A 25,889-nucleotide genomic window follows, 5' to 3' on the forward strand; every position below is an offset into this window, starting at 1 on the left:
CGCGTCGGGACTGAAGTCCCTCCCACAAGGACATGCACAGCGCGCAGTCGCCGGCACCGGTGGCGGTGGCGGTGGCGGAGCATGGGACCGCGAGATGCCTTGTGGGAGGGACTTCAGTCCCGACGCGCGAAGTCCTCCGGCTCCAGGCCGCGTTGGCGCACCGGTGGCAGCAACACGCCGCGACGATGCTCGATCCATGCCACGCCGCTCTTCCAAACGCCCATGCCAAACCGAACGCTCTTCGCCCGCGGCCGAAACGCAAGCAGCGCAGACGGCCATCACGCTGCCGCAAGCCCAACCGGGCCGCACGAAATCGCATCGCATACCGCGCGCCGCTTCACACAGCGACCGCTACTGACGTCTGAAGAGCGCGCATCCGCGCTGCCCTGGAGAGACCCCGATGTTCACACCCCGATCCCTGTCCCTCGTCGCCGCGTTCTGCGCGACGCTGGTCGCCTGCTCCGCCCAAGCCCTCACCCCCTGCGCCGACAAGGACAACATCATTGCCAGCGCCGCGTCCGATACCGCCAACCGCGCTGCCGGCGGCCAGGGCGGCCATGTCGGCCTGCACATGCGCGATGCACGGAGCCCGCTTCCGAAAAGCGGCGACCAGAGCCAGCTTGGGAAATCGGCCTTCGCCAACTGGGCGACCTTCAAGGGCGCGTTCGACACCTGGCGTGGCGCAGCCGGCACACATGCCGAATGCGGCACCAGCGGCGGCAAAAGGGACATCGCCGATGCGGCCACCGTCGGCGTCACGTCGGGCTGGACCTGCACCGCAGTCGGCAAGAACAACATCTGCACCGAGTGGACCGAGTTCACCCCGGTCAAGGTCTGCTTCTGGTACGCCAACTCTCCGGGCGCGAAAGGCACGGCTGGCAAATGGCTGCTCAATACGGCCTACCCGTCGCTCAACGCGGACTGCAGTTGAGCGGTCCCGCCACCGTTGACTGCGCCGTGCGGCGCTGGTGCCTGCGCACGGCCTGCCGGCTCAACCGGCCGGCGTCTCCGGCACCCGCACCCAGCCTTCCATCAGCACCCGCGCGCTGCGGCTCATCAAGGCCTTGGTGACGGTCCACTGGCCGTCCACCTGGCGCGCCTCGGCGCCGACCCGCAAGGTGCCCGAGGGGTGGCCGAAGCGCACCGCGGTGCGTTCGCCGCCGCCGGCGGCGCGGTTGACCAGGGTGCCGGGGATCGCCGCGGCGGTGCCGATCGCCACCGCCGCGGTGCCCATCATCGCGTGGTGCAGCTTGCCCATCGACATCGCCCGCACCAGCAGGTCGATGTCGGCGGCCGCCACCGGCTTGCCGCTGGAGGCGGTGTAGTCGGCCGGCGGCGCGACGAAGGCGACCTTGGGAGTGTGCTGGCGGGTCGCCGCGTCTTCCAGCGTGGCGATCAGGCCCATGCGCAGCGCGCCGTACGCGCGGATGGTCTCGAAGCGCTGCAGCGCCTGCGCATCGCCGTTGATCGCGTCCTGCAGTTCGGTGCCCTGGTAACCCAGCGCCTGCGCTTCAAGGAAGATGGTGGGAATGCCGGCGTTGATCAGGGTCGCCTGGAAGCTGCCGACGCCGGGTACTTCCAGCGTGTCGACCAGGTTGCCGGTGGGGAACATGGCGCCGCCGGCGCCGTCCTCGTCGGCGGCCGGGTCGAGGAATTCCAGCGCGATCTCCGCCGCCGGGAAGGTCACCCCGTCCAGTTCGAAATCGCCGGTCTCCTGCACCGCGCCGTCGGTCATCGGCACCTGCGCGACGATGGTCTTGCCGATGTTGGCCTGCCAGATCCGCACCGTGGCCACGCCATCGCGCGGAATCCGCGCCGGATCGACCAACCCAGCGGCGATCGCGAACGGTCCCACCGCGGCCGACAGGTTGCCGCAGTTGCCGCTCCAGTCCACGAAGGCGCGCTCGATCGCCACCTGGCCGAACAGATAGTCCACGTCGTGGTCCGGTCGCGTGCTCGGCGCCACGATCACGGTCTTGCTGGTGCTGGAGGTGGCCCCGCCCATGCCGTCGATCTGCTTGGCATAGGGATCGGGGCTGCCGATCACCCGCTGCAGCAGCGCATCGCGCGCCGGGCCCGGCGTCTGCGCCGCCGCGGGCAGGTCCTGCAGGCGGAAGAACACGCCCTTGGAGGTGCCGCCGCGCATGTAGGTGGCGGGGATGCGGAGTTGCGGAGCGTGGGCCATGGCGGTTCCGGGGTGCGTACGAAAAGAAGAGACGGCGGATCAGGGCGAATCGGGAATTTCGGGTTCGACCAGTTGCGTCAGCAGGGTCAGCGACTCCTGCCAGCCGAGATGGCAGAACTCCACCGGGATCTGCGGCGGGATGCCCTCCTGCACGATCTCCAGCGCGGTGCCGCAGGCCACCGGCCGCAGCCGCACGGTCACGATCATCTCGCCGGGCAGGTCCGGGTTGTCGAAGCGGTCGGTGTGACGGATCAGCTGGCCGGGCACCAGTTCCAGATAGGTGCCGCCGAAGGCACTGCTGGTGCCGGTGCCGAGGTTGGTGAAGCTCATCCGGAAGCTGCCGCCCACCCGCGCGTCCAGCGCATGCACGGTGGCGACGAAGCCATGCGGCGGCAGCCATTTGACCAGCGCCGCCGGCTCCAGGAAGGCGCGGTAGACGCGTTCGGCCGGCGCACGCAGCACGCGATGCAGGTGGACGGTTCCGGTGGTGGCGGCGGACGTGGTCATGGCGGTCTCCTCGGCGGTGGCGGGCGCGGCCAGCATGGCACGCGCCCGATGACAGCGGCAGCCGGCTCAGGCGCTGCGGGCGTCCTCGAGGAAATCCTGGGCGAAGCGCTGCAGCACGCCGCCGGCTTCGTAGATGGACACTTCCTCGTTGCTGTCCAGGCGGCACAGCACCGGCACCTCCACCACACCGCCGTCCTTGCGTACGATGCGCAGGGTCAGCGTGGCGCCCGGCGTGCGCGCGCCGACCACGTCGAAGGTCTCGCTGCCGTCGATGCCCAGGGTCGTGCGCGTGGTGCCCGGCAGGAACTGCAGCGGCAGCACGCCCATGCCGATCAGGTTGGTGCGGTGGATGCGCTCGAAGCCCTCGGCGACGATCGCCTCGACCCCGGCCAGGCGCACGCCCTTGGCCGCCCAGTCGCGCGAGGAACCCTGGCCGTAGTCGGCGCCGGCGATCACGATCAGCGGCTGCTTGCGCGCCATGTAGGTCTCGATCGCCTCCCACATGCGCAGCACCTGCCCGTCCGGCTCCAGCCGGGTCAGCGAGCCCTGCTGCACCTTGCCATCTACTACCGCCATCTCGTTGATCAGCTTCGGGTTGGCGAAGGTGGCGCGCTGCGCGGTGAGGTGGTCGCCGCGATGGGTGGCGTAGGAATTGAAGTCCTCCTCCGGCACGCCCATGTGCGCCAGGTATTCGCCGGCGGCGCTGTCGGCCAGGATCGCGTTGGACGGCGACAGGTGGTCGGTGGTGATGTTGTCGCCGAGCACCGCCAGCGCGCGCATGCCGCGCAGCGTGCGTTCGCCGGCCAGCGCGCCTTCCCAGTACGGCGGGCGTCGGATGTAGGTGCTGCGCGGGCGCCAGGCGTACAGCGGCGCCACCGGCGCGCCCTGCTCCACGCGCACGTTGAACATCGGCGCATAGACGCGGCGGAACTGCTCCGGCTTCACAGCGGCGCGCACCGCCGCATCGATCTCGGCGTCGCTGGGCCAGATGTCCTTCAGCCGCACCTGGCGGCCGTCGGCGTCGGTGCCCAGCACGTCCTTCTCGATGTCGAAGCGCACCGTGCCGGCGATGGCGTAGGCGATCACCAGCGGTGGCGATGCCAGGAACGCCTGCTTGGCGTAGGGATGGATGCGCCCGTCGAAGTTGCGGTTGCCCGACAGCACCGCGGTGGCGTACAGGTCGCGCTCCACGATCTCCTGCTGGATGCGCGGATCCAGCGCGCCGCTCATACCGTTGCAGGTGGTACAGGCGAAGGCGACGATGCCGAAGCCCAACGCCTCCAGGTCCGACAGCAGGCCGGCCTCTTCCAGGTACAGCTGCACCGCCTTGGAACCGGGCGCCAGCGAGGTCTTCACCCATGGCTTGCGGGCCAGGCCGCGCGCGCGCGCATTGCGCGCCAGCAGGCCGGCGGCGATGACGTTGCGCGGGTTGGAGGTGTTGGTGCAACTGGTGATGGCGGCGATGATCACCGCGCCGTCGGGCATGCGCCCCTGCGCCTGCTCGGCCTGGCCGGCGGCCAGCTTGGTGGCGTCGGCGATGCCGCGCGCGGCCAGTTCGGTGGTCGCCACGCGCTTGTGCGGGTTGCTGGGGCCGGCCATGTTGCGCACGACCTGCGACAGGTCGAAGCGCAGCACGCGCTCGTACTGCGCGGTGGCCAGCGCATCGGCCCACAGCCCGGTGGTACGTGCGTACTGCTCCACCAGCGCCACCTGCGCTTCCTCGCGCCCGGTCAGGCGCAGGTAGTCGAGCGTCTGCTGGTCGATGTAGAACATCGCCGCGGTGGCACCGTATTCCGGGCACATGTTGGAGATGGTGGCGCGGTCGCCGATGGTCAGCGCGGCGGCGCCTTCGCCGAAGAATTCCAGATAGGCGCCAACCACACGCTCCTGGCGCAGGAACTCGGTCAACGCCAGCACCACGTCGGTGGCGGTGATGCCGGGCTGCGGCCGGCCGCTCAGCTCGACGCCGACGATGTCCGGCAGGCGCATCCACGAGGCGCGGCCTAGCATCACGCTCTCCGCTTCCAGCCCGCCGACGCCGATCGCGATCACGCCCAGCGCGTCCACGTGCGGGGTGTGGCTGTCGGTGCCCACGCAGGTATCGGGGAAGGCGACGCCGTCGTGCACGTAGATCACCGGCGACATCTTCTCCAGGTTGATCTGGTGCATGATGCCGTTGCCCGGCGGGATCACGTCCACGTTGCGGAACGCGCGCTTGCTCCAATCGATGAAGTGGAAGCGATCCTCGTTGCGGCGATCCTCGATCGCGCGGTTCTTGGCGAAGGCCTGCGGATCGTCGCCGCCGCACTCCACCGCCAGCGAGTGATCGACGATCAACTGCACCGGCACCACCGGATTGACCTTGGCCGGGTCGCCGCCCTGCTCGGCGATGGCATCGCGCAGCCCGGCCAGGTCGACCAGCGCGGTCTGGCCGAGGATGTCGTGGCACACCACCCGCGCCGGAAACCACGGAAAATCCAGGTCGCGGCGGCGCTCGATCAACTGCAGCAAGGCGTCGTGCAGAAGATCCGGATCGCAGCGACGCACCAGGTTCTCGGCGAACACCCGCGACACGTAAGGCAGGCTGGCATAGGCGCCCGGGCTGATCGCATCGACTGCGGCCTGCGCGTCGAAGTAGTCCAGCGCGGTGCCGGGAAGGGATTTACGGTAGTGGCTGTTCATGGCTGGCTACAGTAGAAAAAAAGCGAAGACAGGACCCCTTCTCCCTTCGGGAGAAGGTGCCCCGAAGGGGCGGATGAGGGTACGGGGCGAAGCCTGGTGCAATCCGATTCCTCATGAGGGGCGGATGAGGGTACGGGCGAAGCCTGGTGAAATCCGATTCCTCATGCGGGCGGATGAGGGTACGAGCGAAGCCTAGTGCACTCAGTCTCCTCATGAGGGCGGATGAGGGTAAGAGGCGAAGCCTGGTGCAATCCGATTCCTCATGAGGGGCGGATGAGGGTACGGGCGAAGCTCAATGCAACCCAACGCCACGAGGCTGCGCCCGTACCCTCACCCCCCGACCCCTCTCCCGACGGGAGAGGGGAGGATCAGCTGCGCTGGTCGATCGGCACGAACGCCTGATCCTCCGGCCCCACGTAGTGCGCGCTGGGGCGGATGATCTTGCCGTCGATGCGCTGCTCGATGATGTGCGCGCTCCAGCCGGCGGTGCGGGCGATCACGAACAGCGGAGTGAACATCGCCGTCGGCACGCCCATCATGTGGTAGCTGACCGCGCTGAACCAGTCCAGGTTCGGGAACATCTTCTTGATGTCCCACATCACCGTCTCCAGCCGCTCGGCGATGTCGTACATCTTGCGGCTGCCCTGGGCCTCGGACAGTTCGCGCGCCACGTCCTTGATGACCTGGTTGCGCGGGTCCGACACCGTGTACACCGGGTGGCCGAAGCCGATGATCACTTCCTTGCGCTCGACCCGCGCGCGGATGTCGGCCTCGGCCTCGTCCGGGGTGTCGTAGCGCTTCTGCACCTCGAAGGCGACCTCGTTGGCGCCGCCGTGCTTGGGCCCGCGCAGCGCGCCGATGCCGCCGGCGATGGCGCTGTACATGTCGCTGCCGGTGCCGGCGATGACCCGGCAGGCGAAGGTGGAGGCGTTGAACTCGTGCTCGGCGTACAGGATCAGGCTGGTGTGCATCGCCTGCACCCATTCCTCGTGCGGCTTGAAGCCGTGCAGCAGGCGCAGGAAATGCCCGCCGATCGAATCGTCGTCGGTCTCCACCTCGATGCGCCGGCCGTTGTGGCTGTAGTGGTACCAGTACAGCAGCATCGAGCCGAGGCTGGCCATCAGCTTGTCGGCGATGTCGCGCGCGCCGGGATGGTTGTGGTCGTCCTTCTCCGGCTGCACGCAGCCCAGCACCGACACGCCGGTGCGCATCACGTCCATCGGATGTGCCGATGGCGGCAACTGCTCCAGCGCGGCCTTGACCGCGGCCGGGATGCCGCGCAGCGAGCGCAGCTTGGCCTTGTAGCCGCGCAGCTCGCTGTTGCTGGGCAGCTTGCCGTGCACCAGCAGGTAGGCGATCTCCTCGAACTGGCTGCTGCGCGCCAGGTCCAGGATGTCGTAGCCGCGGTAGTGCAGATCGTTGCCGCTGCGGCCCACCGTGCACAGCGCGGTGTTGCCGGCGGCGGTGCCGGACAGGGCCACCGATTTCTTCGGCTTGAAGGCGGGGGCGGTCTGCGGAGCGGTGTCGTTCATGGCGAATCTCCCGGTGTTGCGGTCGGATGAGTGCGGTGGATCAGGGGGCCTGCGGCGACGGCGTGACGCCGGCGCGCTCGAGCAGTTGCTGCAGCATGAGGATCTGGCGGTTCTGCAGTTCTACCAGCGTCGCCCAGTCCTGCTCGCGCAGCTGGTTGAGCTTCTCGTGCACCTGCAGGATCTCCAGCTCGGCCTTGATGTTCACTTCGTAGTCGTTCTGCGCATGCAGGCGGTCCACCGCCGCCTGGCGGTTCTGGCTCATCATGATCACGGGCGCCTGGATCGCGGCCAGACACGACAGGCACAGGTTGAGCAGGATGTAGGGATACGGATCGAAGGCGTGCGCCAGCACCAGGCTGTTGAGCACGATCCAGCCCAGCAGCACCACGCAGAAGCCGATGATGAACGTCCAGCTGCCGCCGATCGCGGCGACGCGGTCGGCGACGCGCTCGCCCAGCGAGCGGTCGCGGTCGGCCTGCGTGACGATGTCGCGGGCCACGTGGCGCTTGGCGATGAAGCGCTCCACCACCTCGCGCTCGGCCTCGGACAGCTTGTCCAGTTCGGTCTGCAGCAGATGCCGCGCGGTCTGGCGGCGGTCGATGCGGCTGCGCAGGAACGAGGCAGCGCTGGCGTGGGTATTCATGGGCAGGCCCGGGCAGGAAAATCGCCGCCGATCATGCGCCCTTGCCGGCGAACAGCGCATCCAGGCGCTGCTCGAAGGCGTGGTAGCCGATGCGCTCGTACAGCTCCTCGCGGGTCTGCATGCGCTCCAGCACTCCCTGTTGATGGCCGTCGCGGCGGATCGCGGTGTACACGTCCTCGGCGGCCTTGTTGGCGGCGCGGAACGCCGACAGCGGGAACAACTGGATCGCCACGCCGGCCGACGCCAGTTCGTCGCGGGTGAACAGCGGGGTCTTGCCGAACTCGGTGATGTTGGCCAGCACCGGCACCTTCACCGCGTCGACGAAACGGCGGTAGGTGTCCAGGTCGTACGCGGCCTCGGCGAAGATGCCGTCGGCGCCGGCCTCCACGCAGGCGATGGCGCGTCCGATCGCCGCGTCCACGCCCTCGGTCTGGATCGCGTCGGTGCGCGCGATCAGGAAGAAGTCCGGATCGGTCTTGGCATCGGCCGCGGCCTTGACCCGGTCCACCATCTCGCCCTGGCTGACGATCTCCTTGCCCGGGCGGTGACCGCAGCGCTTGGCGCCGACCTGGTCCTCGATGTGGCAGGCCGCCGCGCCGGCCTTGATCAGCGCCTTGATGGTGCGTTCGATGTTGAACGCGCTCGGCCCGAAGCCGGTGTCGATGTCCACCAGCAGCGGCAGCGGGCACACGTCGGTGATGCGACGCACGTCGATCAGCACGTCTTCAAGTGTGTTGATGCCCAGGTCCGGCAGGCCCAGCGAGCCGGCGGCAACGCCGCCGCCGGACAGGTAGATGGCCTTGTAGCCGGCGCGCTGCGCCAGCAGCGCATGGTTGGCGTTGATCGCGCCGATCACCTGCAGCGGCGCTTCGGCGGCCAGGGCGGCGCGGAAACCGGCGCCGGGGGAAACGAGGGACATGGGCGGCTCCTGACGAAGAGGCGGCGGCGCCCCGCCGGGCGTTCCGCGATGGGCGCCAATCTGGCACTCTCGCCGGCATGGATCAATCTTGATTCAATGAATCAACCTATCGTCCCTTCATGTCCGACAGCCCCGACCGCAACCTGATCTCCGCCGCGCAGGCCTGCGCCCTGCTCGGCATCAGCAGCGCCACCCTGTACGCCTACGTCAGCCGCGGCCTGCTCAGCTCGCGCGCTGGTCCCGACCACCGCAGCCGCGCCTACCTGCGCGCCGAAGTGGAGCGGCTGGCGCAGCGCAAACGCGCCGGCCGCGGCGCCGCGCGCGGTGCCGCGCAGAGCCTGGACCGCGGCCTGCCGGTGCTGGAGACGCGGATCTCGCTGATCCGCCCGGACGGCCCCTACTACCGCGGACGCTCGGCGGTGGCCATGGTGCGCGCCGGCGCCAGCCTGGAGGACGTCGCGCGGCTGCTGTGGGACTGCCCCGACGGCGAAGACCCGTTCGCCAGCGCCCCGGTCGCGCCGTGGCCGGCGGTGCTGGCGCCGCTGGCCGGGCATGCCGCGCTGCCGCCGCTGGAACGCGCTATGGCCTGCATCCCGCTGCTGGCTCTGGACCTGCGCCAATCGCTCAACGCCGCCCCCGGCGTGCGCCGCGAGATCGCCGCCACCCTGCTGCGGCAGAACGCCGCGCTGCTGGTCGGCACCGCACCGGACGCACGCCCCCTGCATCGCCTGATCGCCGACCACTGGCGTCCCGGCGATGCCGACTTCGCCGAACTGGTGCGCGCCGCGCTGCTGCTGTGCGCCGACCACGAACTCAACGTCTCCGCCTTCGCCGCCCGCGTGGTCGCCTCCACCGGCGCGCCGCTGCATGCCACCGTCAGCGCCGGCCTGGCCGCCCTGTCCGGCCCGCGCCACGGCGGCGCCACCGCCCGCGCCCACGCCCTGCTGCGCGACGCCCAGGACGCGCCCAGCGCCGCCGCCCTGATCGCCGAACGCTGGCAGCGCGGCGACGACCTGCCCGGCTTCCACCACGCCCTGTACCCCGACGGCGACCCGCGCGCAGCCGAAGTGCTGCGCCTGCTGCGCGAACGCAGCGGCGGCAGCGCACGCATGCAGCACGTGGATTCGGTAATCGCCGCCGCCCAGGACTGCAGCGGCCAGCGCCCGAACATCGACTGCCTGCTGGCCGCGCTCTGCTTCGTCCACGACCTGCCGGCGGCGCACGCCCTGGTGCTGTTCGCCGCCGCCCGCCAGGCCGGCTGGCTGGCCCACGCCCTGGAGCAGCAGGCCCTGGGCAAGCTGATCCGGCCACGGGCGCGCTACACCGGGGCGATGCCGGAGGATGGCGCTGGGCGCGGCTGACACCGCCGAGAGACGCCGAACGCGTTCAGCGCCCCATCTCGCCAAGGCCGCGCCCTCGGTGTACAAATGTACACCATGACCACTCTGTCCCCGCAGCGCGCCGCCATCCTCACCTACGTCCACGCCTGCATCGAGCAGGACGGGCGGCCGCCGAGCCTGGCCGAGATCGCCGAACGCTTCGGCTTCGCCTCGCGCAATGCCGCGCGCAAGCACGTGCAGGCGCTGGTCGAGGCCGGACTGCTGGAGCAGGTGCCGCAGCAGGCGCGCAGCCTGCGCCCGGCGCAGGCCGGCGCGCGCAGCGAACTGCTGCAACTGCCGGTGCTGGGTCGGGTCGCCGCCGGCGCGCCGATCGGTGCCGACATCGGCCTGGACCAGCAGTTGCGCCTGGACCGCGCGGTGTTCGCGCTGCGCCCGGACTACCTGCTGCGGGTGCAGGGCGATTCGATGATCGACGACGGCATCCTCGACGGCGACCTGGTCGGGGTGCGCCGCGCTGCCGATGCGCACAACGGCCAGATCGTGGTGGCACGGCTGGACGGCGAGCTCACCATCAAGCGCTACCGCGCCGATGGCAACGGCATCGCGCTGCTGCCGCGCAATCCCGCCTATGCGCCGATCGTGGTCGCTCCCGGGCAGGACTTCGCCATCGAAGGGCATTACTGCGGCCTGATCCGGCCCGGCTGATGGCCGCCGTCGTCCCCCTCGACCGCCTGCTGGCCGAACGCCGGGTCTGGCGCGGCCAGCCGACGGCGCTGCCGCCCAGCGCGCAGCCCACCGGGCACGCCGCGCTGGACGCGGTGCTGCCCGCGCGCGGCTGGCCGGAGATGGCGCTGACCGAACTGCTGCACGCCGCCGACGGCATCGGCGAACTGCAGCTGCTGTGGCCGACGCTGGCGCGGCTGTCGCAGGGCGGCGGCCGCATCGTGCTGGTCGATCCGCCGTACCTGCCCTACCCCGCTGCCTGGGCCCAGGCCGGCGTGGCGCTGGCGCAGGTGCAGATCGTCCGTGCCGGCGCCGACGCGGCCTGGGCCGCCGAACAGTGCCTGCGCGCCGGCAGTTGCGCGGCGGTGCTGTGCTGGCCGGGGCTGGCCGGCGACAAGACCCTGCGCCGGCTGCAGGTGGCCGCCGAGACCGGGCGCACCCTGGGCTTCGCCTACCGGCCGCTGAAGGCCGCCGCCAATCCGTCGCCGGCCGCGCTGCGCATCGCCATCGACGCCGCGCCGGCGCAACTGCGCGTGCTCAAGTGCCGCGGCGGGCTGCCGCCGGCGCAGCCGATCGCGCTGTCCGCCCTGGCGACCGGGTGAGGCCGCTGCCGTGCGCTGGGCCTGCATCCTGTTGCCGCAACTGGCGCTGGACACCGTCCTGCGCCGCTGGCCATCACCGGACGAACCGCTGGCGCTGCTCGACGGTCCGCCGCAGCGGCGCACGCTGAAGGCGGTCAACGCCGCCGCGCGCGCCCGCGGCCTGCGCCCCGGACAATCGCTGGTCACCGCGCAGGCCCTGTGCGATCGCTTCGCCACCGCCCTGCACGATGCCGAAGAAAGCCGCCGCAGCCAGCAGTTCCTTGCGGCGTGGGCGTACCGCTTCAGTTCGCTGGTCAGCACCGACTACCCCGGCGCGCTGCTACTGGAGATCGAGGCCAGCCTCGGCCTGTTCGGGCCCTGGCCGCGCTTCGAGGCACGGCTGCGCGAGGAACTGACTGCGCTGGGCTTCCGCCACCGCATCGTGGTCGCGCCGCACCCGCTGGCCGCGCGCGCGCTGGTCAATGCGCACGACGGCATCGCCCTGCTCGACAACGCCGCGCTGCAGCGCGCGCTGGGGCAGTTGCCGATCGCCCGCGCCGGGTTGTCGCCGGCCCTGGCCGAGGGCTTCGCGCGGATGGGCCTGCGCCGCCTGCAGCAGCTGTTCGCACTGCCGCGCACCGCGCTGGCGCGGCGCTATCCGCCGGCCCTGCTGCAGCACCTGGACGCGTTGCGCGGGCAGGCGCCGCTGCCGCTGCAGTACTACCTGCCGCCGGACCGCTTCGATGCGCGCGTGGAACTGGGCTATGCCACCGAATCCAACCAGGCGCTGCTGTTCCCGCTGCGTCGCCTGACCCAGGACCTGGCCGCGTTCCTGGCCGGACGCGACGGCGGCGTGCAGCGCTTCCGCCTGCTGCTGGAACACGAAGATCTGGAACCGAGCGTGGTGCCGGTGGGCCTGCTCGCCGCCGAGCGCGATGCGGCGATGCTGTTCGAACTGGCGCGCGGGCGCCTGCAGCAGGCCAGCGTGCCGGCATCGGTGCAGGCACTACGCCTGTGTGCCGACGAACTGCCGCCGTTCGTGCCGGCCGCGCGCGAACTGTTCGACGAACGCGCGCAGCAGGCGCTGCCGTGGGAACAACTGCGCGAACGCCTGCGCGCGCGCCTGGGCGACGACGCCGTGCACGGCCTGCGCGCGCACGCCGACCATCGCCCGGAACTGGCCTGGCGCGCCGAATCCAGCACGGCGCGCAGCACGGCCACACCCGCCGCCAACGCGCCGCCACGGCCCGGCTGGCTGCTGGCGCGGCCAGTGCCGCTGCGCGAACGCGCGCCCGAGCGCCTGGCCGGGCCGGAACGCATCGAGAGCGGCTGGTGGGATGACGGCGACGTGCGCCGCGATTACTACGTGGTGCGCACCCGCCAGGGCCAGCGCGCCTGGGCCTTCGCCCCGGCCGACGCGCCGGACGCACTGATGCTGCACGGCTGGTTCGCATGAGCCACACCCCGCCGCATCCACGCATGCCGCCGCGCCTGCGGCTGCTGCCGACGCCGGCCCCTGCGCCAACCAGCGCACCCGCCGCCAACGTGCCGCGCACGCCAGCGGACTCCACCCTGCCCGACTACGCCGAACTGCATTGCCTGTCCAACTTCAGCTTCCAGCGCGGCGCCTCGCATCCCTGGGAACTGTGCGAACGCGCGCTGCACCATGGCTACCGCGCCCTGGCGATTACCGACGAATGCAGCCTGGCCGGCATCGTGCGTGCCTGGCAGGCGGCCCGGGACATGGGCCTGCACCTCATCGTCGGCAGCGAGCTCCAGTTCGAGCACGGCCCCAAGCTGGTGCTGCTGGCCGAGACCCTGCACGGCTACCAGCGCCTGTGCCGGCTGATCACCCTGGCCCGGCGCCGCGCCGACAAAGGCAGCTACCGCGCCCTGCGCGAGGATCTGGCCAGCGCGGACGACGGCGCCGGTCTGCTGTGCCTGTGGCTGCCGCGCGGCGACAGCGACGACGCCGCGGACGGCACCTGGCTGCAAGCGCGCTTCCCGCAGCGGCTGTGGCTGGCGGTGGAACTGCTGCGTGGCCCCGACGATGCCGCGCTGCTGCAGGCGCGGCTGGACCTGGCGCAGCGCCTGCAACTGCCCGCCGTGGCCAGCGGCGACGTGCACATGCACGCACGCGGCCGCCGCGCGCTGCAGGACACCTTGACCGCGATCCGCCAGCGCCTGCCGCTGCACGAAGCCGGCGCCCACCTGTATCCCAACGGCGAACGCCACCTGCGCCCGCGCGCCACGCTGGCGACGCTGTATCCGCCGGAACTGCTGGCCGAAACCGCGCGCATCGCGCAGCGCTGCACATTCGACCTCGGCCAACTGCAGTACGAATACCCGCACGAACTTGTGCCGCCCGGGCACACGCCCACGCAATGGCTGCGCATCCTCACCGAACGCGGCGCGGCGCAGCGCTGGCCGCACGGCGTGCCGGACAAGGCGCGGCGCCTGATCGAACACGAACTCGGCGTGATCGAGCGGCTGAAGTACGAGTCCTACTTCCTCACTGTCTACGACCTGGTGCGCTTCGCGCGCTCCAAGGACATCCTGTGCCAGGGCCGCGGCTCGGCGGCGAACTCGGCGGTGTGCTACGCGCTGGGCATCACCGCGATCGATCCGGACCGCATCGGCATGCTGTTCGAGCGTTTCATCTCCGAGGAACGCAAGGAGCGGCCGGACATCGATATCGATTTCGAGCACGACCGCCGCGAGGAAGTGATCCAGTACATCTTCAGTCACTACGGCCGCGAGCGCGCCGCACTGGCGGCCGTGGCGATCAGCTATCACACGCGCAGCGCGGTACGCGACGTAGCGCGTGCACTGGGCCTGCCCAGCGACACCGTCGACGCGCTGTCGTCCGCGCTGGGCCAGCGCGATCCGGTGGAGTCGGCACAGGAACTGCTGCGCGAACGCGGCTTCGACCCGGACACGCCGGTGATGCGGCGGCTGCTGGTGCTCGCCGGCCAACTGATCGGCTTCCCGCGTCACCTGTCGCAGCATCCCGGCGGCTTCGTCATCTCCGAGCATGCGCTGCACACCCTGGTGCCGGTGGAGAACGCGACCATGGCCGAGCGCACGGTGATCCAGTGGGACAAGGACGACCTGGAACTGGTCGGACTGATGAAGGTCGACGTGCTCGCGCTGGGCATGCTCAGCGCGCTACGCCGCACCCTGGACCTGCTGCGCGCGCACCGCGGCCGCGACTACACGCTCGCCACTATTCCCGCCGAAGACCCTGAGACCTACGCGATGATCCAGCGCGCCGACACCATCGGCGTGTTCCAGATCGAATCGCGCGCGCAGATGGCGATGCTGCCGCGGCTGCAGCCGAAAGAGTTCTATGACCTGGTCATCCAGGTGGCGATCGTGCGCCCCGGCCCGATCCAGGGCGGCATGGTGCATCCGTATCTGCGCCGGCGCAGCGGCGAGGAGGCCACCGACGATCTGCCAGACGAGTTGCGCGAGGTCTTCAAACGCACGCTTGGCGTGCCGCTATTCCAGGAACAGGTGATGCAACTCGCGGTGGTCGCCGCCGGCTACACGCCGGGCCAGGCCGATCAGTTGCGCCGTTCGATGGCGGCCTGGAAACGCCACGGCGGGCTGGAACCGCATCGCGACAAGTTGTTGCAGGGCATGCTGGAGAGGAACTACACCGCCGAATTCGCCGGACGCATCTTCGAGCAGATCAAGGGCTTCGGCAGCTACGGCTTTCCCGAAAGCCACGCCGCCAGTTTCGCCCTGCTCACCTACGCCAGTTGCTGGCTCAAGTGCCACGAACCGGCCGCGTTCACCTGCGCGCTGATCAACAGCTGGCCGATGGGCTTCTACAGCCCCGACCAGTTGCTGCAGGACGCACGCCGCCACGGCCTGCAGGTGCGGCCGGTGGACGTACGCTACAGCGATTGGGATTGCAGCCTGGAAGCGCATAGTCCCGACCCGCAGGTGCAGCCGGCGATCCGCCTGGGCCTGCGTCTGGTCCGCGGCCTGGCCGAGGACGCCGCACTGCGTCTGCAGCAGGCGCGCGCACAGGCGCCGTTCCACGACCTCGCCGACCTCTGCCACCGCGCCGCGCTCGACGACAAGGCACGCGCCGCCCTCGCCGACGCCGGCGCATTGAAAGCCCTGGCCGGCCATCGCCATCGTGCCCGCTGGGCCGTGGCCGGCGTCGAAGCGCAACGGCCGCTGTTCGAAGCGCTCGCGGCCACACCCGAGCAACAGGTCGCACTGCCGCTGCCCAGCCAGGGCGAGGACATCCGCGCCGACTACGCGACGCTCGGCACTACCCTTGGCAAGCACCCGCTGACCCTGCTGCGTGCGCAGCTACGGGCGCGCCGCTACCGCCATTCCGGCGAACTCCGCGCGTTGCCGCATGCCAGCGCCGTCGCCATCGCCGGTCTGGTGACCATGCGCCAACGCCCGCAGACCGCCAGCGGCGTCACCTTCGTCACCCTCGAAGACGAGCACGGCCTGGTCAACGTGGTGGTGTGGCGACGCCTGGCCGACCGCAAGCGCCAAGCCCTGCTCGAGTCCCGGCTGCTGCTGGTACGCGGTCGCGTCGAGACCGAAGGCAATGTCCGCCACCTGATCGCCGCCCACCTTGAAGACCTGACGCCCATGCTGCTCGGCCTGGATATCCGCAGCCGGGATTTTCATTGAGGCCAGCAGCTTGTTTTCCAGATGATTTCTGCATGAGGATCTCGCGATTGCGAAAATCTCAAGCACCATAGAAATCGTAGAAAATCTTCCTGAGGTGCCGACAAGTAGTCGGCACCAGATACAGCATCAGGGGCACTCAGGCAGACTCAACAAATTGTCGGGCGTGTCGCTGTCCGCCTCGGTTCGAAGGTACTTCCTGCCGTTTCTGGAGGCCACGATCACCCGCCTTTCATGGCCTCCGACGTGCGTATAGAAAGACCACTTCCCCGATTCAATACCATTGATGGCTTCGTCAAGGGTCAGCTTCCATCTTGCGCCATCGGGGTTTACTCCGCCAACGTGCGTAATGCGGTTGTACTTATCCTGCCTGTCATCTTTGTTGATGCAACCAATCTTATGGCGACTTGCCATGTGTCCTCTCCTTGGTACGCCGGGGACCGCCCCCGGTCGAAGCCAAGCATACACAAAGTGCGACGCAATTCACATTTTAGGCGTAAGACTGAGGGAAACCAAGATTGAGGTGTAAACAAGCTCTCAAAGCTGGGCCATATCCAGCTTTTTAGCTCTATGCATCAACCTGATAAGGGCTAATCGACATGTAGTCAGAACGTCCCCTAGACAAGCCCAAGCCCGTATCGCTTTTGGCAGTGCTCGCAGAAGAACGCGCGCCGCTGCGCCTTGCCGAGTTGCTTGCGATAAGTGAGCAAATGACCGTCGCGCGGACAGACCGTCTTGGTGTGCACCTGGTAGTGCTTCTTCAGCTCGTAGGCTTTCTTCCAGCGATAGAAATCGAAACTGTACTCGCGCGCCTGCGTCACCAGCTCGCCCAACTTGCGCGGCGGCAACGCCCCGATCTCGCTCTCCGGATGCACGCGAATCCGGTGCAGCACCTCGTTCTTGATGATGTTGCCGACCCCGGCGAACACATCCTGATCCAGCAAGGCATCGGCAGCGAGCATATGCGGCCGCAGCCGCAACTTGCGCCGCGCCTGCGCCGCATCCCAGCCGGGATTCATCACGTCCGCGGTCCAGTCGTAGGCCGCATCCAACGGACCGTCGATGAACTTGATCGAACACGCGTAGAAGTTCAGTTCCTCGCCCTTGGTGAAGCCCAGGCTCAAACGCGCCGACGCATCCTTGCGCGCATTGATCCGGTAGCTGCCGAACAGCACGAAGTGGATGCGCACACTGAACGCATCGAACTCGATCAGGAAATGCTTGCCCCAACTGCGCAGCGACAGGATCTTGCGACCTCGCATGCGCTCCAGATCCAGCTTGCTGTTGCCGGATACCCGCAGCACCTTGCGCCCGGCGAACGCAGCGGCTTCTTCCTTCAGGATGACGATCGAGGGACCTTCGGGCATGCGTGGAGTATCGAGCGATGCCGTGAGCGGGCTGTGAGCCTAACGCACCCAACTACAGCACTAGCCGCTCGACCGAAGATCGCCAGTCACCAACAGTGTAGTTTGATAACTTCCATTGATAAGCCTCCTAATGAGCGTACAAATTCTTGTACAACTCCGAGCACAGCATGGACACAATCACCTACAGTGCTACACGTTCTTCTCTAGAGGACATTATGGACCGTGTGGTCAATAACCACGAGGCAGTGGCCATTACGCGTGGCCACAAGAAAGCCGTAGTCATGCTATCACTGGAGGACTACAAAGCGATGGAGGAAACCGCCTCTACTTCGCAACCCAAATAATGCGCTTCGCCTGCTAAATTCAATTAATCAACTTGAGGAAGTCGATCAAAAATATTAAATTATTAAAAACACCCAAGAAGCCAAACCCAAGACACATCACCACACGACAATCAAATAATTAGTGCGAGATTTAAGGATCGCCCTCTACCAATCAAAGAAATGCATCAGCATTAAGTCTTCCCATTTTCTCTACATTCTCAACTGTCATGCCAGCGGCAGCCAATCGTTCACCTATAGCCCAAGCCACATATGCACGTGCATCAAGCAGAACAGCCTCTGCATCTTTACTGGCATCGATACGCCGCATGCGAGAGTCTGCTAACGCCAAAAAGATTGCTCGGCATTTCTCGAGATTATCAGGAGTTTCAAAATGATTAGGAGCATCTCCGCGCGCGCGAATTCGCTGCAAGCCGACTAGCGGATCCAAGTCCAACAACAGCAGCAGATTCGGGCGAGGTGCAAAGCTATTCGCCTGAAGGAGCTCATCTACGGGCAAACCGGCAGCCCCTTGATATGCGATCATCGACGGAAAATATCTGTCTAAGATGACAATCTCGCCACGCTCCAGCGCTGGCGCAATGAGTTCATGCACATGTTGCTGGCGATCCAAAAGCAGGTACTCCACCTCCTGCGCCGGGCTCAGCCTACCCACAACAGCTGAATCTCGCAGCTTCATTCCCCAAGGGCCGGTGGTTGGCTCCTTGCTCAGATTAACCACCGCACCGTTTGCCTCAAGAGCTGCGGCAAGGCTTCGAGCGAGCGTGGACTTGCCTGCCCCATCGATACCCTCGATGGCGATCAGCAGCCCCCCGGGGATGGTGTCTTTCGTCATGGTGGGTACTTTAGCGGAATCAGGGCCAGCCACACAGAGTGGCAAGCGGCAGGAAGGGAGGCACGTCGGCACTGGCCTGAAAGGCTTCTAACATCAGCCTCTTCAGCTTCACCAAACACCCTAAACAGGCCATTGAGCAGCCGGCGCCAAAGTTGCAAAAACAAAAAAGCCAGCACGAGGCCGGCTTTTTCATGACAATCAAATCCGTGGTGGGCGGTGCAGGGTTCGAACCTGCGACCCTTGCCGTGTGAAGGCAATGCTCTACCGCTGAGCTAACCGCCCGTGTCGCGAGCCGCACATTATAGGGCTGTGGCGCGCGGCGTCAATGGGTCCTTGCGAGGTCCGTTGCGCGGCGTCGCCGCGCGGCCGCTACATGGTCTGGGTGGGCTTGTCGGCGTTGAGGATGCCGGCCAGCTGGGTCTCGATCTTGGTGCGGATGGTCTCGCCTTCGCTGTTGTCCGGCAGTTGCACGCCGATGCCGGCGGCGCGGTTGCCCTGGGCGCCGACCGGGGTCACCCAGATCACCTTGCCGGCCACCGGCAGGCGCTCGCTGGAATCGGGCAGGGTCAGCAGCAGGAACACCTCGTCGCCGAGGAAGTAGCGCTTGGGGGTGGGCACGAAGATGCCGCCGTTCTTCACGAACGGCATGTAGGCGTTGTACAGCGCCGCCTTGTCCTTCACCGCCAGCGACAGGATGCCCTGGCGTCCGCTCATCGCGCTCATCGTTGTGCCCCTCTCCGGGCCGGGCGATCGCCATCGCGCCAGGCCAGCAACAGTTCCGCGATCGCCAGGTCGGCGCGCACGGTGGTCCGCAGCAGATCGCGGGTGCGATTGGCGGCATCGAACCACGCGGCCAGCTTGTGCAATCGCGCCGGGTCGGTCAAGCCGGCCTGCGAGGCCTGCGCCAGCGCCAGGTCGGCGGCATGGCCCAGGCGCTGCTCGGCGAGTGCGTCGCCGCTCCAGCGCTGCGCGGCGTCCAGCGCGACGAGCTTGCCGGCGGCGACCTGTTCCAGGTCCGCGGCCACCTGCCGGCGCAGCTTCAATCCGTCCTCGCGCAGCCACTGCGCGGCCAGGCCGGGATGGCCGCGCGCGGCGTCCAGCGCTTCGCGCGCGGTCTTCTCGGGAAAGTCCTGGGCCAGCAGCCACGCGATCGCTTCGTCGGCCGGCGGCAGCTTGAACTCCAGGCGCTGGCAGCGGCTGCGGATGGTCGCCGGCAGGCGCGCCGACTGCGCGCTGATCAGCCACAGATAGCGGCCGGGCTGCGGCTCTTCCAGCGTCTTCAACAACGCATTGCAGGCGGCGCGGTTGATCGCGTCGGCCGGGTCCACCACCACCACCTGGGCCACGCCGTACTGCGGGGTCAGCGCCAGCTTCTGCGAGATCTCGCGCACCTGCTCGATGACGATCTCGGTGCGCAGCTTGTCGCCGGTGCGGTTGGGGATGAACGAGATCAGGTGCAGGTCCGGATGGGTGCCGGCGGCGATCAGTTGCGCGCTGCGCACGTTCGCGGCCGGTTCGCCCTGGCCCAGCACGTGCGCGGCCAGCTTCAGCGCCACCGCACGCTTGCCCAGGCCTTCCGGCCCGCAGATCAGCAGGCCGTGGCCGAGGCGGCCGGCGTCGAGCGCGGCCACGGTCTGGTCGTAGGCGCGCTGCTGCCAGGGCGCGAACGGCACGTCGCTCATGGCGTCGGCTCCTGTTGCTGCTGCGCCCACGCGGCCAGCGCGGCGGCGACCGCCTGGGCGACCGCCTGCGGCGGCTGGCTGGCGTCGATGACGCGGAAGCGCTGCGGGTCCTGCGCGGCGCGCTGACGGAAGCCGGCACGCACGCGCTGGAAGAAATCGTCCTGCTCGCTCTCGATCCGGTCCGGCCACAGATCGCGGCCGCTGGTGCGGGCACGGCCGATCTGCACGTCCAGGTCCAGCAGCAGGGTCAGGCCCGGCTGCAGGCCGACCGCGCGCCGTTCCAGGTCGGCGATCCAGGCGCGATCCAGGCCGCGGCCTTCGCCCTGGTAGGCGTAGCTGGAATCGGTGAAGCGGTCGCTGACCACGTAGGCGCCGCGCTGAAGCGCAGGGCGGATCACCTCGCGCACGTGCTGCGCGCGCGCGGCGAACACCAGCAGCAGTTCGGTCTCGGCGGCCAGCGGCTCGGCGACCTCGCCGGGGGTCTTGTCCAGCAGCAGCGCGCGGATGCGCTCGGCCAGCGGCGTGCCGCCCGGTTCGCGGGTCAGCACCACTTCGTGGCCCTGCGCCTGCAACGCATCGCGGATCGCGTTGATCGCGGTGGTCTTGCCGGCGCCCTCGCCGCCTTCCAGGCTGACGAAGCGATGGTGACGCAGCACGGCCTCGCTCATGGCGACACCGCCGCGTCGCTGCGCGCCTGGCGCAGGCGTTGCAGGTAGCGCGCCACCGCCGCGTTGTGCTCGGCGTAGTTGGCGGAGAACGCATGCGCGCCGCTGCCGTCGCCGATGGCCACGAAGTACAGGCTGTCGCCCGGCGCCGGGTTGGTGGCGGCACGCAGCGCGTCGCGGCCGGGCATGGCGATCGGGGTCGGGGTCAGGCCGGTGCGGGTGTAGGTGTTGTACGGCGTATCGGTCTCCAGGTCGCGCTTGCGGATGTTGCCGTCGTAGGCGCTGCCGATGCCGTAGATCACGCTCGGGTCGGTCTGCAGTTTCATGCCCAGTTGCAGGCGGCGCACGAACACGCCGGCGATCTGCGGACGCTCGGCGGCCAGGCCGGTTTCCTTCTCCACGATCGAGGCCAGGATCAGCGCCTGCTCCGGCGACTGCAGTGACAGGTCCTTGGCGCGCGCGTCCCAGGCCTCGGCCAGCGCCTTGTCCATCGCCGCATGCGCGCGACGCAGCAGTTGCAGGTCGGTATCGCCGCGCTGGTAGAGGTAGGTCTCGGGCAGGAAGCGGCCTTCCGGGTGCTGGCCAGGCTGGCCGAGCTTGGCCATCAGTTCGCTGTCGCTGAGGTCGGTGGTGGTGTGCACCAGCGGCGTGGCCGCGTTCAAGGCGCTGCGCAGTTGGCGCACGTTCCAGCCTTCGACGATGGTGAAGCGGTACTGGATCACCTGGCCCTTGCGCATGCGCAGCAGCAGCTCGCGCGGGCTCAGCGCCGGCTGCAGTGCGTACTCGCCGAACTTGAGCTTGCCGGCCACGCCCAGTTCGCGCGCCAGCACCTGCCATTGCAGGTCGCTGCCCTGGTTCACGCCGGCGGCGCGCAGCTTGCGCAGCACGCCATTGAGCGAGGCGCCGCGCGCCACTTCCACGCTGGGCTGGCTCGCCTGCAGCGGTTGCTCGGCGAAGGCGCGATAGCCGTGCCACCACCAGGCGCCGGCCGCGGCCACCAGCAGCGCCAGCACCAGCAATGTCCCCAGCAGGGTCAGACACCCGCGTTTAGCCCAAGCCACGACCACCTCGGAGCGAATTCAATGACGTGCAGGATACCGCGCGGCCGGCATGGCCCGGTATCGCGCGGCCCCGCTCACGGCTCCAGCGCGCGCAGCAGGCCGCGCGCCTTGGCCCGGGTCTCGTCGAGCTCGCGCTCCGGGTCGGAGTCGAACACGATGCCGGCGCCGGTGCGGAACTGCACCTGCGCGCCATCCACCTCGGCGGTGCGGATGAGGATGTTCAGGTCCATGTCGCCGTCGCGGTTGAGCCAGCCGAACGCGCCGGTGTAGGCGCCGCGCGGGGTCTGCTCCAGCTCGGCGATGATCTGCATGCAGCGCACCTTGGGGCAGCCGGTGATGGTGCCGCCCGGGAAGGTGGCGCGGATCGTCTCGCCCGGCGTGGTGCCCGCACGCAGCCGGCCACGCACATTGCTGACGATGTGGTGCACGTGGGCGTAGCTCTCCACGGTCATCAGTTCGTCGACCTCGACACTGCCCGGCGCGCAGATCCGCCCCAGGTCGTTGCGCTCCAGGTCGATCAGCATCACGTGCTCGGCGCGCTCCTTGGGGTGCCCGACCAGTTCGCGGATGCGCGCGGCCTCGTCGTCGCCCGGCGCGCGTGCGCGGGTGCCGGCGATCGGCCGGGTCTCGACCACGTCGCCGCGCACCGACACCAGCCGTTCCGGCGAGGAACTGACCACGGCGCGGCCGTGGCCGACGAACAGGCCGGCGAACGGTGCCGGGTTGGCGCGGCGCAGTTGCGCGTACAGCGCCGCCGGCGCCAGCGGCGCGGCGAAGCGCGCCGACCAGCGCCGCGACAGGTTGACCTGGAACACGTCGCCGGCACGCAGGTAGTCGAGGATGCGGCGCACGCCGTCGACGAAGCGCTGTGGCGGGTCTTCCTCGATCGCCAGCGGCGCCTGCCAGGCCGACGCCGGTGCGGCCGCGGTCAGCGCCTGCAGATCGGCGAGCACGGCGTCCAGCAGCGCTGCATGCGCGGGCTCGGCCAGCGCCACGCAGTCGCCGGTGACGTGATCGCGCAGCAGCGCGGCGGGACAACGCAAGGCCAGCGCCGCAGGCGTGGCCGCGGCGGAGGGCGGCAACTGCAGCACCGGCTCCACCTGCGCGGCCAGTTCGTAGTCCAGCAGCAGCGCCCAGCCGCCACGGAACGGCCAGCGCGGCTCGTCGCGCTCGCAGCGTTCGGCCTGCCAATGCGTGTCCAGCGCATCGAGGAAATCGCCGGCGACCGCCGTGCCATCCAGCGCGCGGGTGCCCCCATCGCGATCCAGCCGCAGGCCCTGCCCGTCGGCGACCAGCAACAGATCCCAGCGCCCCTGCGCCGTGCCCGACGCCGCCGATTCCAGCAACACCGGATACCGCTGCGGCGCCAGGCGATGCAGCGCCAGCAGATCGACCTCGGCCGGCAAGGGAACGGTACGCAGCATCGAAGATCCGCTGGAAGAATGAAAGAAACGTCAGGAAAACGGAGGCGTCGCCAGACAAGCTCCAAGCGAGACCGCAGCAACGCGCGCGGACCTCACGCGCGCCGCTCGATAGATGGACGCGCGCGACGGGAGTGAGGCGCCGGCTGTGACGATTCCCGATTCCCTATTCCCGAATCCCGGCCCTCAGACCCGCTTGAACACCAACGTCCCGTTGGTCCCACCGAAGCCGAACCCATTGGACATCGCCACGTCGATCTTCTTCTCGCGCGCCACGTTCGGCACGTAGTCCAGGTCGCAGCCTTCGCTGGGCTCGTGCAGGTTGATGGTCGGCGGGATGATGCCGGCGTGGATCGCCATCACCGAGAAGATCGCCTCGGCACCGCCCGCGGCGCCGAGCAGGTGGCCGGTCATCGACTTGGTGGAGCTGACCATGGTCTTGTAGGCGTGATCGCCCAGCGCGCGCTTCATCGCCAGGGTCTCGGCCAGGTCGCCCAGCGGCGTGGAGGTGCCGTGCGCGTTGAGGTAACCGATCTGTTCCGGATTGAGCTTGGCGTCCTTCATCGCCGCCACCATGCTGCGCGCGGCGCCTTCGCCGTCCTCGCTCGGGGCGGTCATGTGGAAGGCGTCGGAGCTGGCACCGAAACCGACCAGCTCGGCGTAGATGCGCGCGCCGCGCGCCTTGGCGTGTTCGTACTCTTCCAGCACCAGCACGCCGGCGCCGTCGCCGAGCACGAAGCCGTCGCGCTCCTTGTCCCACGGGCGCGAGGCGGCGGCGGGATCGTCGTTGCGGGTGGACATCGCCTTCATCGAGCAGAAGCCGCCCACCGAGGTCGGCGAGGAGCCGCGCTCGGCGCCGCCGGCCAGCATCACGTCGGCGTCGCCGTGCTGGATCATGCGCATCGCGGTGCCGATGGAATGGTTGGAGGTGGCGCAGGCCGAGACCGCGGAGAAGGTCGGCCCCTTCAGCCCTTTGATCAGGCTCACCTGGCCCGGCAGCATGTTGATGATGGTGCTGGGCACGTAGAACGGAGAGATCTTGCGCGCGCCGCCCTCGTGGAATTTGATGGTCTGCTCCTCGATGCCGAGCAGCCCGCCGATGCCCGAGCCGAGGATCGCGCCGATGCGCTCGGCATTGGCCTCGGTGATTTCCAGGCCGGAATCGTCCAGCGCCATGAACGAGGCGCCGACGCCGTAATGGATGAACGAATCCATCTTGCGCGCGTCCTTGGACGAGATGAACTTGGTCGGATCGAAATCCTTGATCTCGCCGGCGATCTTGGTGGTGAACTGAGACGCATCGATCTGGGTGATCGGGCCGATGCCGGAGCGTCCGTTGACGATCCCTTCCCAACTGCTGGCCAGGTCATTGCCCAACGGCGACACCAGGCCCATGCCGGTTACGACGACACGACGGCTCATTGCGAAATCTCCTCACCGCGATACGCGCGGCCTTGACGCTGTAAAAACACAGGGCCGCATGCGCGGCCCCATGGGATTGTCACGCGCATCGGGCCCACGCAGGCGCCGATGGCGATCGCGAACGCAGCCTCAGCTCTTGACGTGCGCCTTGACGTAGTCGATGGCCTGCTGCACCGAGGTGATCTTCTCGGCTTCTTCGTCCGGGATCTCGCACTCGAACTCTTCTTCCAGGGCCATCACCAGCTCGACGGTGTCCAGCGAGTCGGCACCCAGGTCATCGACGAACGATGCGTTGTTGGTGACTTCTTCTTCCTTGACGCCGAGCTGTTCGACGACGATTTTCTTGACGCGTTCTTCGATGGTGCTCATTGGGATATCGCTCCAGATGGAGTAGTGGTGGTTCGAGTTTTAGGATCCCCGCACACGGATGTGCGGTGCTCCTGTGAGGGACTCACAAAACGCCATCGGGCTGCGATGGCCGCGTTGGGTAGTGTAGTGGAAACCGACTGGCCCTTGCAGCACTGCACAAATGCCGGCCGATCAGCCACTTAGGCGCGTCCACTGCGCCGCAGGCTCACGGCATGTACATCCCGCCGTTCACGTGCAGGGTTTCGCCGGTGATGTAGCCGGCGCCGGGACCGGCCAGGAACGCCACCGCATTGGCGATGTCGGATGGCTGGCCGAGCTGGCCGAGCGCGATCTGCTCCAGCAGCGCGGTGCGCTGCGCTTCCGGCAGCGCCTTGGTCATGTCGGTGTCGATGAAGCCCGGCGCGACCACGTTGACGGTGATGCCGCGCGAGCCGATTTCCTTGGCCATCGACTTGGAGAAGGCGATGATGCCGGCCTTGGCCGCGGCGTAGTTGGCCTGGCCCGGATTGCCGGTCACGCCGACCACCGAGGCGATGTTGACGATGCGGCCCTTGCGCGCCTTCATCATGCCGCGCAGCACCGCCTTGGAGGTGCGGAACACGCTGGTCAGGTTGGTGTCGATGATCGCCTGCCAGTCGTCGTCCTTCATCCGCATCAGCAGGTTGTCGCGGGTGATGCCGGCGTTGTTGACCAGGATCGAGACCGGGCCGAATTCCTTGGCGATCGCCTCGATCAGCGCGTCGACCGCGGCGGCATCGGTGACGTCCAGCGCGCGGCCGTGGCCGCCGTGGGCGGCCAGGCGCGCGCCGATCGCCTGCGCGCCGGCGTCGGAGGTGGCGGTGCCGATGACGGTGGCGCCCTGCGCGGCCAGTTCGTCGGCGATGGCGGCACCGATGCCGCGGCTGGCGCCGGTGACCAGCGCGATCTCGCCCTGCAATGGCTTGCTCATCTG

Annotated in this window: 24 protein-coding genes and 1 tRNA gene; 7 read left to right on the forward strand and 18 right to left on the reverse strand. The window is 68.6% G+C overall.

Annotation, left to right across the window (positions count from 1 at the left end):
- Window positions 1-400 precede the first annotated feature (400 nt).
- Window positions 401-931: a hypothetical protein gene (locus ACHWVH_RS19875; RefSeq protein WP_267100632.1), complete on the forward strand. Its 531-nt coding sequence runs from the start codon at window positions 401-403 to the stop codon at window positions 929-931.
- A gap of 60 nt (window positions 932-991) precedes the next feature.
- Here ACHWVH_RS19875 and prpF read toward each other — a convergent pair whose 3' ends face one another.
- From prpF to prpB, 6 genes are all read right to left on the reverse strand, one after another.
- Window positions 992-2,185: a 2-methylaconitate cis-trans isomerase PrpF gene (gene prpF, locus ACHWVH_RS19880; RefSeq protein ID WP_394687825.1), complete on the reverse strand. Its 1,194-nt coding sequence runs from the start codon at window positions 2,183-2,185 to the stop codon at window positions 992-994.
- Between the two features lie 39 nt (window positions 2,186-2,224).
- Window positions 2,225-2,728: an SRPBCC family protein gene (locus tag ACHWVH_RS19885; protein ID WP_150410525.1), complete on the reverse strand. Its 504-nt coding sequence runs from the start codon at window positions 2,726-2,728 to the stop codon at window positions 2,225-2,227.
- Window positions 2,729-2,758: 30 nt separating this feature from the next.
- Window positions 2,759-5,374, reverse strand: a complete 2,616-nt coding sequence (gene acnD / locus ACHWVH_RS19890) for a Fe/S-dependent 2-methylisocitrate dehydratase AcnD (protein ID WP_394687826.1) — start codon at window positions 5,372-5,374, stop codon at window positions 2,759-2,761.
- A 368-nt stretch (window positions 5,375-5,742) separates the two neighbouring features.
- The gene (prpC, locus tag ACHWVH_RS19895) at window positions 5,743-6,906 is read right to left on the reverse strand and encodes a 2-methylcitrate synthase (RefSeq protein WP_209032030.1); all 1,164 of its coding nucleotides are present in this window, start codon (window positions 6,904-6,906) and stop codon (window positions 5,743-5,745) included.
- 40 nt (window positions 6,907-6,946) lie between these two features.
- Complete coding sequence (locus ACHWVH_RS19900) at window positions 6,947-7,549, reverse strand: DUF1003 domain-containing protein (protein ID WP_043092908.1); 603 nt, start codon at window positions 7,547-7,549, stop codon at window positions 6,947-6,949.
- 31 nt (window positions 7,550-7,580) lie between these two features.
- Window positions 7,581-8,468 carry a methylisocitrate lyase gene (gene prpB, locus ACHWVH_RS19905; protein ID WP_295925298.1) on the reverse strand — a complete coding sequence of 296 codons (888 nt, stop codon included), beginning with the start codon at window positions 8,466-8,468 and terminating at the stop codon, window positions 7,581-7,583.
- Between the two features lie 119 nt (window positions 8,469-8,587).
- Here prpB and ACHWVH_RS19910 point away from each other — a divergent pair, with 119 nt between their 5' ends.
- From ACHWVH_RS19910 to ACHWVH_RS19930, 5 genes are all read left to right on the forward strand, one after another.
- The gene (locus ACHWVH_RS19910) at window positions 8,588-9,829 is read left to right on the forward strand and encodes a citrate synthase family protein (RefSeq protein WP_295925301.1); all 1,242 of its coding nucleotides are present in this window, start codon (window positions 8,588-8,590) and stop codon (window positions 9,827-9,829) included.
- Window positions 9,830-9,904: 75 nt separating this feature from the next.
- Window positions 9,905-10,513 (forward strand): transcriptional repressor LexA, encoded by a 609-nt coding sequence (gene lexA, locus ACHWVH_RS19915; protein WP_394687827.1) that lies wholly within the window; start codon window positions 9,905-9,907, stop codon window positions 10,511-10,513.
- Window positions 10,513-11,133 (forward strand): translesion DNA synthesis-associated protein ImuA, encoded by a 621-nt coding sequence (gene imuA / locus ACHWVH_RS19920; protein ID WP_152239384.1) that lies wholly within the window; start codon window positions 10,513-10,515, stop codon window positions 11,131-11,133. Before lexA ends, imuA begins: the two co-directional genes overlap by 1 nt.
- Window positions 11,134-11,143: 10 nt before the next feature.
- A complete protein-coding gene (locus ACHWVH_RS19925) occupies window positions 11,144-12,568 on the forward strand; it encodes a DNA polymerase Y family protein (RefSeq protein ID WP_295925306.1) in 1,425 nt (474 codons plus the stop codon).
- A complete protein-coding gene (locus tag ACHWVH_RS19930; RefSeq protein ID WP_394687828.1) occupies window positions 12,565-15,777 on the forward strand; it encodes an error-prone DNA polymerase in 3,213 nt (1,070 codons plus the stop codon). Before ACHWVH_RS19925 ends, ACHWVH_RS19930 begins: the two co-directional genes overlap by 4 nt.
- Window positions 15,778-15,903: 126 nt before the next feature.
- Here ACHWVH_RS19930 and ACHWVH_RS19935 read toward each other — a convergent pair whose 3' ends face one another.
- Both ACHWVH_RS19935 and ACHWVH_RS19940 read right to left on the reverse strand, forming a co-directional pair.
- Window positions 15,904-16,188, reverse strand: a complete 285-nt coding sequence (locus ACHWVH_RS19935; RefSeq protein ID WP_081616499.1) for a DUF3892 domain-containing protein — start codon at window positions 16,186-16,188, stop codon at window positions 15,904-15,906.
- Between the two features lie 203 nt (window positions 16,189-16,391).
- Entirely contained in the window at window positions 16,392-17,141 is a 750-nt protein-coding gene (locus tag ACHWVH_RS19940; protein ID WP_394687829.1) for a DNA-formamidopyrimidine glycosylase family protein, read from the reverse strand.
- Window positions 17,142-17,356: 215 nt separating this feature from the next.
- Here ACHWVH_RS19940 and ACHWVH_RS19945 point away from each other — a divergent pair, with 215 nt between their 5' ends.
- Window positions 17,357-17,485: a type II toxin-antitoxin system Phd/YefM family antitoxin gene (locus ACHWVH_RS19945; protein ID WP_295909032.1), complete on the forward strand. Its 129-nt coding sequence runs from the start codon at window positions 17,357-17,359 to the stop codon at window positions 17,483-17,485.
- A gap of 151 nt (window positions 17,486-17,636) precedes the next feature.
- Here the strand turns inward: ACHWVH_RS19945 and tmk (ACHWVH_RS19950) are convergent, their stop codons facing one another.
- From tmk (ACHWVH_RS19950) to fabG, 10 genes are all read right to left on the reverse strand, one after another.
- Complete coding sequence (tmk, locus tag ACHWVH_RS19950; protein WP_295908154.1) at window positions 17,637-18,317, reverse strand: dTMP kinase; 681 nt, start codon at window positions 18,315-18,317, stop codon at window positions 17,637-17,639.
- Window positions 18,318-18,524: 207 nt separating this feature from the next.
- A tRNA-Val gene (locus tag ACHWVH_RS19955) sits at window positions 18,525-18,599 on the reverse strand.
- Between the two features lie 87 nt (window positions 18,600-18,686).
- Complete coding sequence (locus tag ACHWVH_RS19960) at window positions 18,687-19,040, reverse strand: PilZ domain-containing protein (protein ID WP_010342469.1); 354 nt, start codon at window positions 19,038-19,040, stop codon at window positions 18,687-18,689.
- Window positions 19,037-19,999: a DNA polymerase III subunit delta' gene (locus ACHWVH_RS19965; RefSeq protein WP_394687830.1), complete on the reverse strand. Its 963-nt coding sequence runs from the start codon at window positions 19,997-19,999 to the stop codon at window positions 19,037-19,039. Before ACHWVH_RS19965 ends, ACHWVH_RS19960 begins: the two co-directional genes overlap by 4 nt.
- Window positions 19,996-20,667, reverse strand: a complete 672-nt coding sequence (gene tmk, locus ACHWVH_RS19970; RefSeq protein WP_394687831.1) for a dTMP kinase — start codon at window positions 20,665-20,667, stop codon at window positions 19,996-19,998. The genes ACHWVH_RS19965 and tmk (ACHWVH_RS19970) overlap by 4 nt, the downstream gene beginning before the upstream one ends.
- Window positions 20,664-21,731: an endolytic transglycosylase MltG gene (mltG, locus tag ACHWVH_RS19975; RefSeq protein ID WP_394687832.1), complete on the reverse strand. Its 1,068-nt coding sequence runs from the start codon at window positions 21,729-21,731 to the stop codon at window positions 20,664-20,666. The genes tmk (ACHWVH_RS19970) and mltG overlap by 4 nt, the downstream gene beginning before the upstream one ends.
- 68 nt (window positions 21,732-21,799) lie before the next feature.
- Window positions 21,800-23,149, reverse strand: coding sequence for an aminodeoxychorismate synthase component I (locus ACHWVH_RS19980; protein ID WP_394687833.1), 1,350 nt, complete (start codon window positions 23,147-23,149; stop codon window positions 21,800-21,802).
- 183 nt (window positions 23,150-23,332) lie between these two features.
- Window positions 23,333-24,568, reverse strand: a complete 1,236-nt coding sequence (gene fabF / locus ACHWVH_RS19985; RefSeq protein WP_394687834.1) for a beta-ketoacyl-ACP synthase II — start codon at window positions 24,566-24,568, stop codon at window positions 23,333-23,335.
- A 129-nt stretch (window positions 24,569-24,697) separates the two neighbouring features.
- A complete protein-coding gene (gene acpP / locus ACHWVH_RS19990) occupies window positions 24,698-24,937 on the reverse strand; it encodes an acyl carrier protein (RefSeq protein ID WP_010342475.1) in 240 nt (79 codons plus the stop codon).
- 205 nt (window positions 24,938-25,142) lie between these two features.
- The gene (fabG, locus tag ACHWVH_RS19995) at window positions 25,143-25,886 is read right to left on the reverse strand and encodes a 3-oxoacyl-ACP reductase FabG (protein ID WP_284467688.1); all 744 of its coding nucleotides are present in this window, start codon (window positions 25,884-25,886) and stop codon (window positions 25,143-25,145) included.
- Window positions 25,887-25,889 lie beyond the last annotated feature (3 nt).

Source organism: uncultured Xanthomonas sp., from assembly GCF_964278005.1.
GTDB lineage: Bacteria > Pseudomonadota > Gammaproteobacteria > Xanthomonadales > Xanthomonadaceae > Xanthomonas_A > Xanthomonas_A sontii.